Raw genomic sequence first — 15,347 nt, 5'->3', positions numbered from 1 at the left:
GCCTTCATGATCAAGGAAGGACACGGCTTGACCGGCACAGCACTGACACCGCATTCCGGCAGCACGAGCATCGTGCCCTACATCGCGGCCTGGAGCCGCGAAGTGGAGCTCGACCCCGTGCTGCGGATCGACCCGGAAGCGGGCTTCACCTACGAAGACTTCGTCCCCGGTGACCGCGACGCCTACGGCGCGCTGTGGCGACGGCAGGCCATCGTGAGCGGAGACCGCGGCGTCGCTCAGCTGGCCAAGGTCAACAGCCGACGGCAGCGACGTTGCATGACCCGGATGCTCTGCCAGGTCTGCGCCGGGCCGCCATCGCGAACCAGCGAGGGCACGCTGTTCCTCAACGAGGACCAGCGCACGGATTGGGAGGACTGGCCCGAAAACCTGTGCATGGCCCACCCGCCCCTGTGCCTGCCGTGCGCCGGCGAGTCCGTGGACCGCTGCCGGTACCTGCTCGGGTCGAATGTCGCGGTGCGAGTCCAAGATCCCCAACCGTGGGGCGTGTACGGCAGGCAGTACGCCCTTGGCCCTGACAACAGGCTGTCGGGCGGCAAGGCGGTCACGCTGCCGTACGGCGATCCGGGCCTCGGCTGGACCCTCGCAGCCCAGATGGTCGTGTGTCTCGTGGGCTGCACGATCGTCGACCTGGCGGACGAACTCGCCCGATACGGGTCATCCGCCTGATCCCGGACCGCGACCGGTCGCCTCGTTCATCCTCGCGGCGACGCAGGAACCAGAGCCGCAGCCCGATCCCACCATTGCTGCGCCCGCCTGCGCAGAGCCGCCGCGCTGTCCTGCCGCCATTCCCAGTACGCCAAGTCCTCCAACCGCATGGCCTCAGCCCGGCACTGCCACCCGGACTTACCGGTCTCGGGATCAACCGACTCCACGAACATCTGCGCCCTTTCCGGTGCACCACTGCGCGACCGCGCCAGCGTAGCGAGTCCTCAACTCCGCCCGGCCGCCCCTCACGACCGCTCACACCCGACCCGAAGGACTGAACCCGTGATCATCAACGTGATCAGCTGTAACTTCGAGCGCAACGGCGGCGGAGACGCCGCCCTGTGGAAGGCCATGCACGACCGGCTGGCCAGCCACCGCCCGCACCTGCTGCTGCGCCAGGAAGTCTGGGACGCGAGCAAGGACGGCGAAACCCTGGCCGACGCCGCCGACTCCCGCCTGGGACTGCGCGGCTACATCGGCGAAGGAACCTTCACCAGCGTCGCCTTCGACCCCAAGGTGTTCGTCTCGCTGCGCGGCTTCTCGGCCGGCGCCATCTCCGCGATGCCCTTCACCTGCCGAGCCCTGCAACTGCTGGAGGCCGGGGAGGACTCCCTGCCGCTGACCGTCGCCTCCATCCACCTGAACTACGCGTCGGTGACCTACCGGCAGGCCGAGAGCGAGTGGGCGACGACCATCCTGGACAAAGCGCGGCCGGTCGGCCCCAACAAGGTGTCGATGAAGCTCCCGGGGCTCTACGGGGTGGACGCCAACAGCTACCCGGAACCCCGGCCCGGAGAGATCCCCCTGCCGCGAGCGGAGGAGATCAAGGACAAGCAGCACTTGGTGCACCGGGCCCGGCGCAACGCGGCCGGTCAGTGGGAGATGGACACCGAACCCGACAGGATCTGGCGAGTGTCGGGAGTCGAGGACGTGGCCTGGCACGCGATGGACAACAAGCTCGGCCGAAACCACGGGCTCGCTCCGACCACCCGGGCCACCACGACCCACGGCCCCGCCGCCCGGCCCGACCGCATATACCTGGCCGAGGAACTCCTGCCGGCCGTGGTCGAGGTGGAGGTGATCGACATGACGGGGCTGTCCGACCACGACGCCGTTCTCTGCCGCATCGACACCGGCGTCCTGGCCGACGAGCTCGCCGCCCTGTACCGACTGAGGGAGCAGAACCCGCTCTACGCGCCCGCTGCCAGCTGACGGACCGCACCCCGAGAAGCCAGGAACGGGCCGCCACCGTGAGGTCAGTGGCGGCACCGGCCGCCGCCGGGGTCCGGAGCACAGCGCCCCGGACCCCGGTGATAGCGTGCCGAGCGCCGCAGCCCCAGTACGGGGGAGAACCGGGGCTGCGTAACGAAAACGCTAGCACTCATCACGCTCCGTGGTATGGGGTTCAGGGGCGCCGAGACCTGCGACCGGCCATCGCTGCTCCGCCGACTACCAGCACCCCAGCCACCAGGACTACTTCGACCAGGCCGCTCTCGCCGGTGGACGCCAGTTCGCCAGCGGCACTCTGGCGACCACTCTCCTCGCCCACTCGGTTGGGCGCGGGCCGGGGCGATCCCGAACTCACCCTGACGCCGCCTTCCGGGTGGCCGCCGTGGCTACGTTCCGGACCACCCCCGACAGGGCCGACACCACCGGAGCCATGGCCTGACCCGCCGCCTGCTCCGCCGCCGCCCTGGCCGCCTCCACCTCCACCACCGCTGGCACCAGGCCCGCCAGCACCTCCGCCGCAGCCTGGGCCTGCTCCACCACCAGCTGCGCCACCTGACCCAGCACCGCCGCCGCTACCCTGGCCGCCGCCAGCGCCAGGTCCTCCGGCGCCTCCGGTGCCACCAGACCCGCCCGGCGAGCCGCCGTGACCAGGGCCTGCGGGTCCGCAGCCGCAGCCCACGCCGCTGCCATCTCCGCCAGACCCGGACGCGCCGGAACCCGCGCCGACTCCCGGCCCAGCGCTGCCGCCATGGCCGCCCGTGCTACCGCCGCCGCTGCCACCGACGACACCACCGGCCCCGCCGCCGCCAGGTCCAACACCATGGCCGCCACCCCCGCCGGCTCCGCCGCCGCTTGTCCCTGCTCCTGGCCCTCCACCGGCACCGCCTTCTCCTCCTGGACCGCCACCCGGACAGCCGTTACCGACACCAATACCAGCACCACCCCTCCAGTCCGCTCCTCCGATGTCGTGCAGGCACAGCCCCCCGGGGGTCGGACCTGCTGCAGAGGGCACAGGCAGGATCGGCGGCGGCACGACAGGGCTGGGCAGCGGGTTGACGGGCAGAGGGGGGCGGCACACACCGCAGACCGGCACGTGGCCTCGACCCGGCCGGGAGACGGCTACGGGCAGCGGCTGCTTCTCCTGGCCGCGGGGGCAGCGGCAGAGCCGGACCAGCTCGGCGCCGACCACAGGGCGAAGGCAGGGGCAGGACCCGGCCGCCACTGGTACCGGAGCGGCCTGGGCCGCCGGGGCGCCCACGGACGCCAGCAGCAGCGCGGTCCAGATCGCAGCTGCGGCCTGAACAGGCAGAGAAGGAGATCTCATCACCACACCTCAGTTCTTCGGGAAAGATGGCTACTCGGATTTGCCGACGGTGGCGGGCATGGAGCCGCGCCCGGGGTAGGTCATGGCGAAGCGCATGCGGCTGTCCGCCGTCTTGGGCCACGCGGGGCCGACGTTCGCCGCGGTGTAGAAGCTGCCCAGCTTGAGCAGGCTGCGGTCCCCGGGCTGGCCCTCCTTGCCGACGATGAACATGTCCGCGCCCGACAGTTCGGTGCGGCAGGCCACGGGGATCTGCAGGACGTCGGTCTGGTACGGGTCCTGGATTCGGATCATCGGGATGTCGGGGGCGATGTTGCCGTCTGCCGGGATCTTGATCGGTTCGCCGGTGAACCACAGGCTCCCGGACAGGAACACCGAGCCGTCGGGGTACCTGACGCAGTAGGCCCAGTTGGTCTGCCAGCTCGTCGCTGTCGCGGGGTTGCCGACGGTGCCGGTCAGCTCCTCCCACGCCGGCGGCCCCCCGCGCCACACCACGGGCGAGCCCTTGGCAGTCGCGTCGACGATCGACACGATCGGCGCCGGCGTGCACCCGCGCACCGCTTCGCAGTCCAGGCGCAGGCCCTTGCCGCCGGGGCCGGGGACCAGGAGGTTCCCGGCGCTGGTGTCCAGGACGGCACCGGCGTGGTCGTGGACGCAGGCGGTGACGCTGTCGCAGCTGAGCATCAGTCCCTTCTTGCCGCCGTGCTCGTCGAGGTTGATGGTGATCAGGTTGTGCTCGGGGTCGTCGACCAGGTGGTCCAGGCTGTCTTTGACGCAGGCCACGACCGTGGAGCAGGAGACCCGCAGGCGGCCGAGCTCGTCCGGGATCAGGAGGTTGCCGGTGCCGTCGGTGGGGGCGATGACCTGCTTGTCCGGGGCGGGGCGGTCCGTGTCGGCCTTCGCGGCCTCGGTGAAGCAGGTGGTGACCGCGGTGCAGTCCAACGCCTTGGGTTTGACCTTGACGGCGCCGTCGGGGTCCTTCTCCAGGTCGGAGCCGGGGCCGGTGATGCAGTCCACGACGCCGCCGCAGTCCGTAGCCGGGTCGAACGTGCCGGGGTCACCCTTCGCGCCGGGGTCGCCCTTCTGGCCCGGCTCGCCCTTGAGGGACGTGAGCCAGGCTTGCTCGTCGCCCTGGAAACCGCCGTCGACCGCGACCTGGTAGGCCGACTTGCCGGGGGTGCCGTCGTCGCCCCTCTCCCCGGGGTCTCCTTTCGCGCCGGGGTCGCCGGGTTGGCCCTTGAGGGAACGCAGCCATGCCGCCTCGTCGCCCACGAAGCCGTCGTCCACCGCGGTCTGGTAGGCGGACTTGCCAGCGGTACCGTCCTTCCCGTCCGCGCCCTTCTCCCCCGGGTCGCCCTTGGGGCCGCGGAGCTTGTCGATCTCCTGCGGGTCGATGATGACCTTCGTGGGGTCATCGGGGTCCAGGACCAGGTCGCCGCCGATCACGCACGCGCGGACCTTGGTGCAGTCCACGGGGAGCTTCGAGGCGTCGATCCCGACACCGTCGGGTCCCACGGTGACCGGGTTGCCGGGGTCCGGGTCCGGCTTGACGATGATCTTCCCCGCCTGGCGGTCCAGGCCGTTGCTGATCTCGACGCAGCCGGTGACGTCGGGACAGGTGATTCCGCTGCCTCCGCCGCCTTCACCGGGCGGCACGTAGACGCCTCGCTCGTCCACGACCAGGGTGTTCGGCTTGCCGTCCCGCGCGGGGGCGACGGTGATGGTGAGCTTGTCCCCGGCGCACTCAAGACCCAGGCCGGCCAGGTCGGTGCAGTTGGCGGGCTTGCCGTCGGCACCGTCCTTCCCGTCCTTGCCCGGCGTGCCCGGGTCTCCCTTGAGTGAGAGCAGCCACTGCTCCTCGTTCCCGGTGAAGCCGTGGTCCTTCGCGATCTCGAACGCGGTCTTCCCCGCAGCGCCCGGGTCACCGTCGCGTCCGTCGCTGCCCGCTTCCCCGGGGCTCCCCGGTTCACCCTTCGCTCCCGGGTCGCCCTTGAGTTGGGTGCGGCAGTCCTCGGGTAGCGGGGTGGAGCAGTCCAGCGACACGGTGACCTTGCCGCCGGCCGTGGTGGTCGTGACGCCGTCGGTGCCAGTGACTTCGGTGATGCCGGTGCCGCCGCCCTTGAGGCAGTCGGGCAGGTTGTCGCAGTCGATGCCGACCTCGAAGGAGCCGCCGCCTTTGTCGGTGGTCTTGATGCCGTTCGTGCCGGTCAGCTTGCAGGTGCAGCTGCCGGTGCCGCCTTTGCCGCAGCAGACCATGGCTCAGTCCTCCAGTTCGGTGTCGTACGGACCGGGGTAGGGGACGGCGCTGCCCGGAGCAGCGGTGGTGAAGGTGCCCTTGGCCGGGTAGCCGACCTGGAACTGGATCGCCTGGCCCTGCTCCATCAGGTAGCCGGGGGCGAACGCGGCGACGTAGACGAGGTTGTTAGCGCCCAGGTAGCCGTGGGCCCACAGGTTCGGGATCTTCGAGCAGTGGAACATCAGCGACAGGTTCAGCGCGTCCGGCAGGTACGGGTCCTGGAGGACGAACAGCGGTTCGTCGGTGATGTCGCCGTTGGCGTGGGCGGTCAGGCTGGCCGCGGTGCGGCTCATCCAGCCCTGGATCCAGATGTAGTCGTGGCAGTACCGGATGGCGTGCGAGCCGTCCATCGTCTTCCAACGCCCGGCCTGCGCGCCCTCGGTGGCGACGACGGTGTCGCGCCAGGGTGCCGGGCCGGTCCACTTCCCGCCGGTGTGCTGCGACTTCGACCGGAACGAGGACTGGCCGAGGCCGGCTTCGGTGACGGTCAGGCAGCTGGCGGGGTCGACCAGGATGCCGACGCCCTGGCCGTCGAGCAGCAGCCCGGAGTCGGGGCGGGGCTTGATGCCGACCTTCGCGGCGTCGCCGGCGCCGGTAACTTGCAAGGTGCCGTCGGTGTGTGTGCTTAGGCACTGCAGTGTCAGGTTGCAGTCCCACGGCGAGCCCGATTCCGCAGGCTTGACCAGGAGTTTCCCGCCGGGTGCGACCTGGAGGGCGTTGCCGCCCGGGTCGCTGATGTCCAGGAGGGAGGCGAGGTTGTCCTCCACGCACTGCATGGTGGCCGGGCAGTCGGTGACCGTCGTGATGACGCGGCTGGCCCGGTCGTAGGCCAGGCCGTGCCCGAGGTGTTCGCTGACGCAGTCCGCGACGGCGTTGCAGCCGGTCGCGCCCTTGTACCCGACGCTGATCTTGTTGGTGCCCTTGTCGTAGACCAGGAAGTCGCCCAGTCCTACGTCGCCGACGCAGGCCACCACGGCGGCGCAGTCGGTCTTGCCGTCGTGGGAGAGCTTGATCAGGTAGGGGGTGTCGGGGGTGCCGTTGCCGCTGATCTGCAACGGGTCCTCGGTTTTGATGACGCAGCTGCAGAGCAGCTGTCCGCATCCGCACTTTCCGGGCATGCGCCTCTCCTCAGTGGTGGGTGGGGTCGGGTTCGGGGCAGGGGGCTCCGTCGGGGTAGGTGGACCAGACCCGGCCGCAGGGGTCCGCGAGGAGGCGGGTAGGGGCGGGGTCGAGCCGGTACAGGACTCCGTCGATGGCTGCCAGGAGCAGGTGGGTGCCGGCGTCGGTTCCGGCGGGCGGGGGTTTCTTCAGCGCGGCGACGGTGCGGTCCATCAGCGGCAGGGAGCGCAGGCCCCCGGGGATGTCAGGCATCGTCTGCTCCGGTCGGGGCAGCGGGCTGGCCGTCGAGGTCGCCGCGTGGCATCGGGGTGGGCTGCTCGATGCCACCGTGTCCGTCGCCGTACTGCACCGGCCCGCCGGTGCTGCGGACGGGGCCGGTGTCCGGCAGGAAGCCGACCTTCGCGGCCCCGATCTCGGCCCCGACGAGGTCACAGGCACCGGAGTTGTCCGCGCGCCAGGCCGCCATCGCGACGCGCACGGGCTTGCCGGGCTGGACGATGGCGATGCCGCTCTTGGACGACCCGTAGCGGCGACCCACGGCAAGGGCGTCCACCCCGCCGTAGCTACCGTCCCCGATCAGGTTGGTGACGTCCCAATAGATCATGTTGTGGTAGTTCGCTACGGGGTTGGCCCGGAAGGCGAACTCGATGTTCGCGGAGACCGTCCAGATGCCTGGCTCCTCCAGCAGCAGCGCTCCGGCGTCCAACTTGGCGCCGGACAGCTGGAGCGCCAGGTTCATCGAGACCACGACGCCGTTGGGGTTCGCGGCGCGCTCCTTCTCCTGGATCAGGGGCATGCCCTGGTTGCGCTGGACCTGGCCCCAGGCGCTGCGGATCTGTGCCTGGAACTGCGGGTCCAGGCGAACTCCGGCGTCGGTGACGGTGAGGCCGCCCCCGGTGGGGGACAGACCCGGCACCGCCTGGACACGGAACCTGGCGGTGTCGCCGCTACCGTCGACCGCCAGCCCGTCTCCCAGACGCCCGGCCAGGCACGCCACGGTCAGGTCGCAGTCCCACGGGGACCCGGACTCGGCGGGCTTGACCAGCAGTTTGCCGTCGTGGACCTGCAGGGCGTTGCCGCCGGGGTCGGTGGTGTTGAGCAGCTGGTCCAGCCGGCCCACCACGCACGCCATCGTCGCGTCGCAGTTGGTCGTCGCCTCGAAGCGACCCGATGTCCGGTCGTAGACGATGTGCGGGCCCAGGTGTTCGGACAGGCACTCGGTGACCGCGCCGCAGCCCTTCTGGCCCTTGTAGACCAGGCCGATCGTGCCGGCGGCCTCGTCGTAGCCGACCAGGTCGGTGACGTGCTCGCCGACGCAGGCGGCGACCGCGGCGCAGTCGGTCTTGCCGCCATGGACGAGCTTGATCAGGTAGGGGGTGTCGGGGGTGCCGTTGCCGCTGATCTGCAACGGGTCCTCGGCTCTGATGGCGCAGCTGCACAGCAGCTGTCCGCATCCGCACTTACCTGGCACTGGCTCTCCTCATCGGTGGGTGGGGTCGAAGGCAGCGGGGCCGGGCCCCGGAGGTGTCAGGCACGGGCGGCTCCGTTGGGGAGCGGCGGGGGTACGGCCAGGGGGGCGAAGGACACGGCGGCCTTCTCTCCGTTGTCGGTGTCCCAGGTCACGGAGAGCTTGGTCAGCCGCATGGACTGCACCAGCGGCCGGCACCGGTCGGTGACGCGTACGTCGAAGCGCTCACCGGGCATCAGCTGTTCGATGCCGACCGGGGCGTCCGGGGACAGGGCGGCCCCGTCGGTCACGCGCAGGCTCGCGGGGACGGGGTAGCGGCCCTTGAGGGCCTGGCGGGCGAGCTGCTGGAGGTAGGCGGTGGTCAGGGCGTTCTGCTCGCGGGTGACGTTGGTGTCGTGGGCGTCGACGGCCGCGGTGAACTCCCGGTTGAGCTGGTCGATCTTGGCGTCTCGGTCGTGCTGGATCTGGGTGCGTTGGGCGTCCTTCTCCTTCTGGGTCAGCTTGTCGTTGGCGGTGACGGCCTTGAGCTTGGTGTTGGCCGCTGCCCGTTCGGCGTCGATGTCCTTGTCGCGCTGGGCGCGCAGCTGCTTGACCAGCGCGGTGCGGTCCGCGGCGGTCTCGACCTTGGGGGCGGTGATGCCGGTCAGCAGCAGGTCGGCGCGGCCGTAGGGGGTGCAGGACTGGCCCTCGGAGACGGTGATGCCCGCGGTGGTGTCGGTGCTGGTGGTGGCCCACACCCGGGCCGCCAGGTCGTCCCAGGAGCGCACGATCTGGACGTCGCCGGTCAGGTCGGCGGCGGTCAGGACGGCCTGGGGGCGGTCGGTGTCGCTGCGCTCGCGCCGGAAGACGAAGGTCCGGCCGGTGGCGTACCACTCGCCGCCCAGCTCGGTGAGCTTGTTGACGATGTCCAGGACGTAGGCGACCCACAGGGTGGTGCGCGCGGTCGTCCACTTCACGCCCGTGTTCTCCAGGTGGAGGCTGGGCACCATGCAGGGGTAGTCGGTCGGGCAGGAGAACGCCCGGTCGTTCAGGTTGTTGACGACCGCTTTGCGGACCAGTGCGGTCAGGTCCTGGTTGGTGTCGGACTTCATCCCGACGTCGGCGGTGTTGACGACCCTGGCCAGGTACGCGGAGACGTCACGGGCCTCGATCGTCAGGCCGCCCGGTTGCCCGGTGGTGGTGGACACCGGTCCCTGCCACGCCAGCTGCCCGTCGCGGTAGACCGACAGCTCGGCCATGCCGGGCTCGACCGCGTCCAGGCCCTGGCAGCACTCGGTCTGGGCCTGTTCCAGGTTCAGCACGACGGTCGCGGTGGAGGTGGCGTCCAGGGTGCGTTCCCACAGGACGGAGGTGACCGGCAGGGCGCCGGGCGGCACCAGGGTCTGGGCGCCGCAGCGGGCGTGGATCGCGACGTCGTAGCGGGTCGGGCACCCCAGGCGGCGGGTCATGCGGCGTCCGACAGCGGGAACAGGTCGACGGTGGCGTACGCGCAGGTGTCGACGTCGTCGGCGGTGATGACCTCCACGCAGAACCCGCTGGGGCAGGAGAAGGTGGGCCAGGAGAACGCGGTGCCACGCGCCCCGAACAGGACCGGGGTGGCGGTGGTGCAGTCCACCGAGGCGCGCTGGACCCGCCCGTCCAGGGTCAGGGTGGAACCGGCGGGCAGGTAGGGCAGGTCCAGGTCGACGCAGGCGTTGCAGGGGTCGACGTTGGCCGCGCAGGGCAGGGCGGCCGGGTTCATGTGGAAGCGGACGGTCATCCGCCGCAGGGCCTTGTTCCCGGCGTAGACCTCCACGACCGGGACGTGGTCGAGCCAGTCGGCCATGCAGGTGGCGTCCACCGACAGGAAGGACCGGACCGCGTTGAACGCCCCCGTCGGGTAGCACGGATCCCGGGGGACTGGCGGCTGCGGGGGCAGCGGCGGCGCCGCGCACAACGGGTCGACCAGGCAGTCCGCGACCGGCGGAGGGCACTTGGCGATGGCCGCGTCCGGGTCGTAGCCGGGGAGCTTGTCGCCCAGGTGCAGGGTGGTGCACGTCGGGGCGGTACGCACCGCGGGGTGCACGATCCGGGGCTTGCCCGCGACCAGGGTGAAGTCGCAGGTCGCGGCCAGTGCTGGTCCGCAGGCCCCGGACTGGGCGCTGTCGCAGCCGGCCGCGCTGAGCGCGATCAGCGCGTTGTCGTCGGTGCCCGGGGTAGGGCCCTCCAGCAGCCCGACGTCGCACAGCACCCGCAGCTCCTGGCGGCCGGTCAGCCCCTCGCAGTCCTCCTCGCACGGGCAGGAGGCGAAGAAGGTCATCTCCGCGCCCTGACAGCCGTCGGTGCCGCAGACGTCGCCGCGGAGCACCGAGGCGAGCCACTCGCGGCCGTAGACCAGGGCGCTTTGGTCCAGGGCCAGCAGCTGGACGGTGTAGGCGATCTCGCGGTGGGTGCGCCGGATCGGGCCCAGCAGGGCGCCGTCGCCGGGAAGTTCGACCGGCGTGCGGGCCACCGGGTTGGACGACAGTCCGGTCACCGACAGGCCGAACACGCCCAGGAAGCGCGCCGACTCGGGGCGGGTGGGGTCGTACCAGGGAGCCTGGTCGCCGGTGTCCGGGGTCGCGTACTCCTCGCCGCACAGCGCCTCGGGAAGCATGTCGGAGCAGGGGTCGCAGTCGCCGAACGCGATCCCGTACGCGGAGGCCGCGGCCCGCACTCGGGCGTTGTTGACGACCTCGTTGCCGCCCAGGTCCAGGTATCCCTCGTAGGCCATCGTCAGACTCCTGCTGCTGCTGCGATGGCGCCGGCCATGCGGTGGGCGATGACGTCGGGCTGGGTGGCCGCGGTGTGCAGCTGGAAGGTGTTGTGGATCGTGGTCGGGGCGGCCGGGCGGTCGCGGCGGGAGCCGAGCATCGCCGTCAGGCCGGAGCGGTCGGCCAGCTCCCTGGCCCGGTTCGGGCGGGTCAGCGGGATGACGACCTCGCGGCCGGCCTCGGCGATCAGGGCGATCTGCGGGCGGGTGACGATCGCACCGTTGGCGAGCTTGGGGATCTCGCCGATCTTCGACATCCCGGGCAGCTTCCCGGCGACCGCGTTGTACCCGGAGATGACCTTGTTGATCGCGGAGATGCCCCAGTTCAGGGCGGTCTGCAGCCCGCCCCAGATGCCGTTTCCGATGCCGGAGAGGGCTCCGGTGATCAGGCCCGGCAGCGACCGGAAGCCGCTCGCGATGGCGTTGATCCCGGAGGTGACCAGCCCTTCGGCGTAGTGGAAGGCGGAGGTGAAGGCTCCGCCGATCATGGATCCGAGCGACGACAGGGCGGAGGCGGCCCGGGAGGGTAGCTGCTGGAAGAAGCTGACCGTGGCGGACACGCCGCTGGACACGGCCTGGTTGCCCAGCCGCCAGGCCCCGGTGAGCAGCGAGTAGAGCATCGAGCCCAGCGACGACAGGGCCCCCATCGCGCGGCCGGGCAGCTGCTCGAAGAAGTTGACGGTCGCCGAGACGCCCGCGGACACGGCCTGGGTGCCCAGGTTCCAGGCGGAGGTCATCACGGACCACAGCAGCTGGCCCAGCGAGGCCAGCCCGCGGATCGCCAGGCCCGGCAGCTGGGTGATCGCGAAGACGATCAGCGCGATCCCGGCGCCCACCGCCTGCAGCGCCAGCGACAAGGCGCCGGTGAAGGCGGACCACAGCAGCTGCGGCAGCGCGGCCAGGGCCGCGAGCGCCTGGCCCGGCAGCGCCGAGAAGAAGCCGAGGACGGCGGCAACTCCCGTGGAAAAAGCGGAAGTTACGTTCCGCCAGAGTCCGGAGAAGAACCCGGCCACGACCCCCCAGGCAGCGGCCAGCGTGGCCGGGACCTGGGAAAACCAGGTGATCGTGGCGCCGACGCCGGTCTGCAGGAGGCCGAAGACCGCCACCACCGCGTGGATCGTGGCGAGGATGTACGAGCCGACGAACCCGAAGACCGCGTTTACAACGGTACGAAATGTCTGAAAATGGACATATGCGTACACAAGTCCCGCTACCAGCAAGGCAATTGCGACGACGACGATGCCGATCGGCGACGCCACGAACTCCAGCACCGCGATCATCGTGGTGATCGCGGTGACCACCGGGCCGACCGCGGCCCCCACCGCGATCAGGATGACGATGAACTCGCCAGCCGGAGCTACCAGGTTGACGAACCCGGCGACCAACGGGACCAGCTGGACGGCCAGTTGGATGATGTCCGGGATCAGCGGGGCGACCCCGATCACCAGCTGCGAGAACGCCTGCCCCAGCAGCGTCAGCGTGTTGCCCTTGGCGACCTCCCCCAGCGCCAAGGCCAGGGCGCCGGCGAAGGCGACCAGTCCGGGACCGGCAGCTGCCACCCCCGCGGCCAGCGCGTTCAGCGCCAGCCCCAGGGCCGGGCCCAAGATCGCCGCCACCCGCCCGGCGGTGGGCGCCAGCGCGGCCAGGACCTGGACGATCCCGCCCAGGATCGGGCCGATCCCAGAGCCGGCCTGGCCCAGCCCCTGGAAGACCTGCGCCAGCAGGGCAGCGCCCTGGGCCGACCGCAGGAAGGTGTTGAGCTGGGCGGTGACCTGCCCGAACAGGCCCAGCATGGACCCGCCGGCCCCGACGCCGGCCGAGAAGACCGACTGGAGGATCCCCCCGACGTTGCGCAGGACGGTCCCGAGCTGCTCAAGGACCGCCAGGCCGTTCTGCGCCCAGGCCAGGGCCTGCCCGCCCTTGCCGACCTGCGCCAGCCAGGTGCCGAAGCGGGTGGCAGTACTGGCGACCGAGCTGCCGAGCTGGTCGAAAAAAGGCAGCACCCCGACCGTGATCGACCGCAGTCCGACCAGGACCGGCTGGATGGCCGGGACCAGGCCGGACAGCTGGCCGCGCAGGGTGGCGAAGACCGCCGAGATCGCGGCGGCGGTCTGCGACTGCTGGGCGAACTGCAGGACCGCCCGACCGGCCAGGCCGAACTCGGTGGCCACCCCGCGCATCGCGGGCAGCAAGGTGCCCGAGATGACCGGCCCCAGCCCGGCGAACTGGGAGGTGAGCGGTGTCAGGAACGCCGACTGGACGCTGTTCTTCAGCGACTCGAACGCCGGCTGGAGCGTGCGGATCTGCAGGGCGGCGGCCTGCGCCGCGGGGGAGAGGTCCTGCAGGGCCTTCTGGAAGTCCTTGGCGTTGCCGGTCAGGGCGGTGCCGAACGCCTTGCCCAGGCCGTCGGTGGCCAGCTTGAGGGTGGCTAGGGCCGCCCCGCCCAGGGCGGCGGCGGCCGGCACCGCCGCCAGCAGCCCGGCCAGCGGAGCCAGCGCGTCGACCAGCGAGATGACCGAGCCGACCGCCGAGGCGGCCTGCGCGCCGATCATCAGGATGCCGGTGAACGCCGACAGCCCCCGCAGCGCGACGCCGATCCGGCCCAGCGCGGTGTTGAAGCCGTCCAGGTCGTTGGTGGCGTTGCGGATCCGCGCCCACCACGCCGGCGCCGAGCCGCCCGGCGCCCCCGGACCCGGCGTCGGGGTGCCCGAGGGGCCAATCGGCACCGGGACCGGCGGCATCGCCCGGACCGCCGCCTCCAGCTCCGCCCGGAAGCGGGCCATGTCCGGCGACAGCGCGATCTGGACCGACGGCAGCCCCGACAGCTGCGCCTCCAGCAGCGTCCGGAAGCGGACCGTGTCGGGGACGACCCCGACCTGGACGGCCGGCAGATCCTTGAGGTCGCGGACCAGCTGCGCGCGGAAGCGCGTCGTGTCGCCGACGACCGCGATCGAGACCTGCTGTCCCCGGGTGGCCGCCTGGACGTCGCGGGCAGCGGAGGACCGGAACGCGGCGGTGTCCGCCACGATCTCGACGCTGGATGTTGCGATCGCCACCCGGTGGGCTCCAGAGCGCGCTAAGAGCGCGCCCGGCCCACCAGCCAGCGGCGTCCCGTCAAGACTAGACCGAAAGGTCCGCCCGGCCCGCTACGGCACGGGGGCGAGCAGCCCCCCGCCCAGCTGCGCGAACGTCGCCCGGTTCCGCGCCAGCTTCGCCTCGTGCCCGGCCTCGGACACCGCGAAGCCCTCCGGGGCGGCGAAGACCTCCGCCTCCAGCTCCTTGGCCGCGTCCTTCTGCTCCGGGTCCAGGCACGCCAGCCGCCACGACCAGCACCCGGCCACGATCCGCGCCGCCGCGCACCCGCGCGGATCGAAGCCCGCCGAGACCGCCCAGGACTCGAAGGAGAGCCAGTTGGCCGCCGCCGCCGAGCACAGCCGGTAGGCCGCCCACCACGGCACCGCGTACACCTGCTCGGCGAACTGCCAGGCCAGGGCGCGCACTGCGGCCAGTTCCAGCCCGTCGTCGGGGTCCTCCAGGCGCTCGCTCCAGTAGGCGGCCTGGTCCGCGGGCAGCGCCCCGGGGAACAGCGACAGCCAGTCGTCTGCCGCCGCCCACGCGCACGCCGCCATCCCGTCCGGCTCCGGCATCGAAGCGGACAGGGCCGCCCCGTCCAGGACGAAGTCGACCACCGCGACCGCGGGCGGCCCGAACCCCACCTCAGCGCCGCTTGGACGCCGCGGCTGCCTTCGCCGCCGGCTTCTTGGCTGCGCCCCTGCCCGCCGGCAGCGCCCGCCCCGGTGCCTTCTTCGCCAGCGCCCGGCGCTGTGCCCGGGTCTGGCCCGAGCCCATCTCGGTGAAGTACGCCTCGACGTGGGGCCGCCAGAACTCGATCAACGCCGAGTAGACCTCGCCCATCGCGTACAGGTCGACCTCGAAGTTCTGCGGGTCGGAGAGCATCTTCTCGATCTGCTCCGCGTCCGCGGGCGCGAACACCGACACCACGAAGCCCTCGACCTTCGCCGCGTCCAGGCTCTCCAGGCCCGCGCCGTCGCGCCCGGCCTGCTGGGCGAGCTGGTACCACAGGTGCCCCTTGGGGCAGCGGGCGGAGAACACGGTCCCCCCGATGCGCACCGGCGCGTCCGGGGCCAGGGGCTTGGCGTACTTGGCGGTGTCGATCACGATCTCGGCCACGGCGGCGGAGTCCTCTCGGGCAGGGCGAAGCCAACGCCCGGCCCACCAGCCAGCAGCCCCCTCAGGATGCCAGCCGCGCAGCTCCCGTGTCGCGCGGCACGACACCCAAACTGATACTTAAATCCTAAATGATGGTGTGGGTGGCCATCCTGTCCACCCCGGCGGGTGGTTTGAGCGAAAGCGGCTCTGCGCCCGGCGGGCGCGG

At 71.6% G+C, this 15,347-nt stretch carries 12 protein-coding genes; 2 read left to right on the top strand and 10 right to left on the bottom strand.

What is annotated here, in order from left to right:
- The first annotated feature begins 6 nt into the window (after positions 1-6).
- Complete coding sequence (locus tag ACEZDE_RS19235) at positions 7-687, top strand: hypothetical protein (RefSeq protein WP_380537544.1); 681 nt, start codon at positions 7-9, stop codon at positions 685-687.
- Between the two features lie 321 nt (positions 688-1,008).
- The gene (locus ACEZDE_RS19230; RefSeq protein ID WP_380537543.1) at positions 1,009-1,938 is read left to right on the top strand and encodes an endonuclease/exonuclease/phosphatase family protein; all 930 of its coding nucleotides are present in this window, start codon (positions 1,009-1,011) and stop codon (positions 1,936-1,938) included.
- A gap of 369 nt (positions 1,939-2,307) precedes the next feature.
- Here ACEZDE_RS19230 and ACEZDE_RS19225 read toward each other — a convergent pair whose 3' ends face one another.
- The 10 genes from ACEZDE_RS19225 to ACEZDE_RS19180 all read right to left on the bottom strand — a co-directional run bounded on the left by ACEZDE_RS19225 (position 2,308) and on the right by ACEZDE_RS19180 (position 15,142).
- Positions 2,308-2,883 carry a hypothetical protein gene (locus ACEZDE_RS19225; protein ID WP_380537542.1) on the bottom strand — a complete coding sequence of 192 codons (576 nt, stop codon included), beginning with the start codon at positions 2,881-2,883 and terminating at the stop codon, positions 2,308-2,310.
- A gap of 427 nt (positions 2,884-3,310) precedes the next feature.
- The gene (locus ACEZDE_RS19220) at positions 3,311-5,533 is read right to left on the bottom strand and encodes a hypothetical protein (protein ID WP_380537541.1); all 2,223 of its coding nucleotides are present in this window, start codon (positions 5,531-5,533) and stop codon (positions 3,311-3,313) included.
- 3 nt (positions 5,534-5,536) lie between these two features.
- The gene (locus ACEZDE_RS19215; protein ID WP_380537540.1) at positions 5,537-6,691 is read right to left on the bottom strand and encodes a hypothetical protein; all 1,155 of its coding nucleotides are present in this window, start codon (positions 6,689-6,691) and stop codon (positions 5,537-5,539) included.
- A gap of 10 nt (positions 6,692-6,701) precedes the next feature.
- A complete protein-coding gene (locus ACEZDE_RS19210; protein WP_380537539.1) occupies positions 6,702-6,944 on the bottom strand; it encodes a hypothetical protein in 243 nt (80 codons plus the stop codon).
- Positions 6,937-8,163: a hypothetical protein gene (locus ACEZDE_RS19205; RefSeq protein WP_380537538.1), complete on the bottom strand. Its 1,227-nt coding sequence runs from the start codon at positions 8,161-8,163 to the stop codon at positions 6,937-6,939. Before ACEZDE_RS19205 ends, ACEZDE_RS19210 begins: the two co-directional genes overlap by 8 nt.
- 56 nt (positions 8,164-8,219) lie before the next feature.
- Positions 8,220-9,608: a hypothetical protein gene (locus tag ACEZDE_RS19200; RefSeq protein WP_380537537.1), complete on the bottom strand. Its 1,389-nt coding sequence runs from the start codon at positions 9,606-9,608 to the stop codon at positions 8,220-8,222.
- Entirely contained in the window at positions 9,605-10,912 is a 1,308-nt protein-coding gene (locus tag ACEZDE_RS19195; protein WP_380537536.1) for a hypothetical protein, read from the bottom strand. The genes ACEZDE_RS19200 and ACEZDE_RS19195 overlap by 4 nt, the downstream gene beginning before the upstream one ends.
- A gap of 2 nt (positions 10,913-10,914) precedes the next feature.
- Positions 10,915-14,007 (bottom strand): phage tail protein, encoded by a 3,093-nt coding sequence (locus tag ACEZDE_RS19190; protein WP_380537535.1) that lies wholly within the window; start codon positions 14,005-14,007, stop codon positions 10,915-10,917.
- Positions 14,008-14,097: 90 nt separating this feature from the next.
- Positions 14,098-14,667, bottom strand: a complete 570-nt coding sequence (locus tag ACEZDE_RS19185; protein ID WP_380537534.1) for a hypothetical protein — start codon at positions 14,665-14,667, stop codon at positions 14,098-14,100.
- Between the two features lies 1 nt (position 14,668).
- Positions 14,669-15,142 carry a hypothetical protein gene (locus tag ACEZDE_RS19180; RefSeq protein ID WP_380537533.1) on the bottom strand — a complete coding sequence of 158 codons (474 nt, stop codon included), beginning with the start codon at positions 15,140-15,142 and terminating at the stop codon, positions 14,669-14,671.
- Positions 15,143-15,347 lie beyond the last annotated feature (205 nt).

The organism is Streptacidiphilus cavernicola (genome assembly GCF_042510955.1).
Classification (GTDB): Bacteria; Actinomycetota; Actinomycetes; order Streptomycetales; family Streptomycetaceae; genus Streptacidiphilus; species Streptacidiphilus cavernicola.
This window is presented reverse-complemented; position numbering and strand designations above follow the sequence as displayed.

Excerpts from the sequence above, each read along its gene's own strand:
- ACEZDE_RS19235 (WP_380537544.1), top strand. The coding sequence starts at position 7 with ATGATCAAGGAAGGACACGGCTTGACCGGCACAGCACTGACACCGCAT.
- ACEZDE_RS19220 (WP_380537541.1), bottom strand. The coding sequence starts at position 5,533 with ATGGTCTGCTGCGGCAAAGGCGGCACCGGCAGCTGCACCTGCAAGCTG.
- ACEZDE_RS19215 (WP_380537540.1), bottom strand. The coding sequence starts at position 6,691 with ATGCCCGGAAAGTGCGGATGCGGACAGCTGCTCTGCAGCTGCGTCATC.
- ACEZDE_RS19210 (WP_380537539.1), bottom strand. The coding sequence starts at position 6,944 with ATGCCTGACATCCCCGGGGGCCTGCGCTCCCTGCCGCTGATGGACCGC.
- ACEZDE_RS19200 (WP_380537537.1), bottom strand. The coding sequence starts at position 9,608 with ATGACCCGCCGCCTGGGGTGCCCGACCCGCTACGACGTCGCGATCCAC.
- ACEZDE_RS19195 (WP_380537536.1), bottom strand. The coding sequence starts at position 10,912 with ATGGCCTACGAGGGATACCTGGACCTGGGCGGCAACGAGGTCGTCAAC.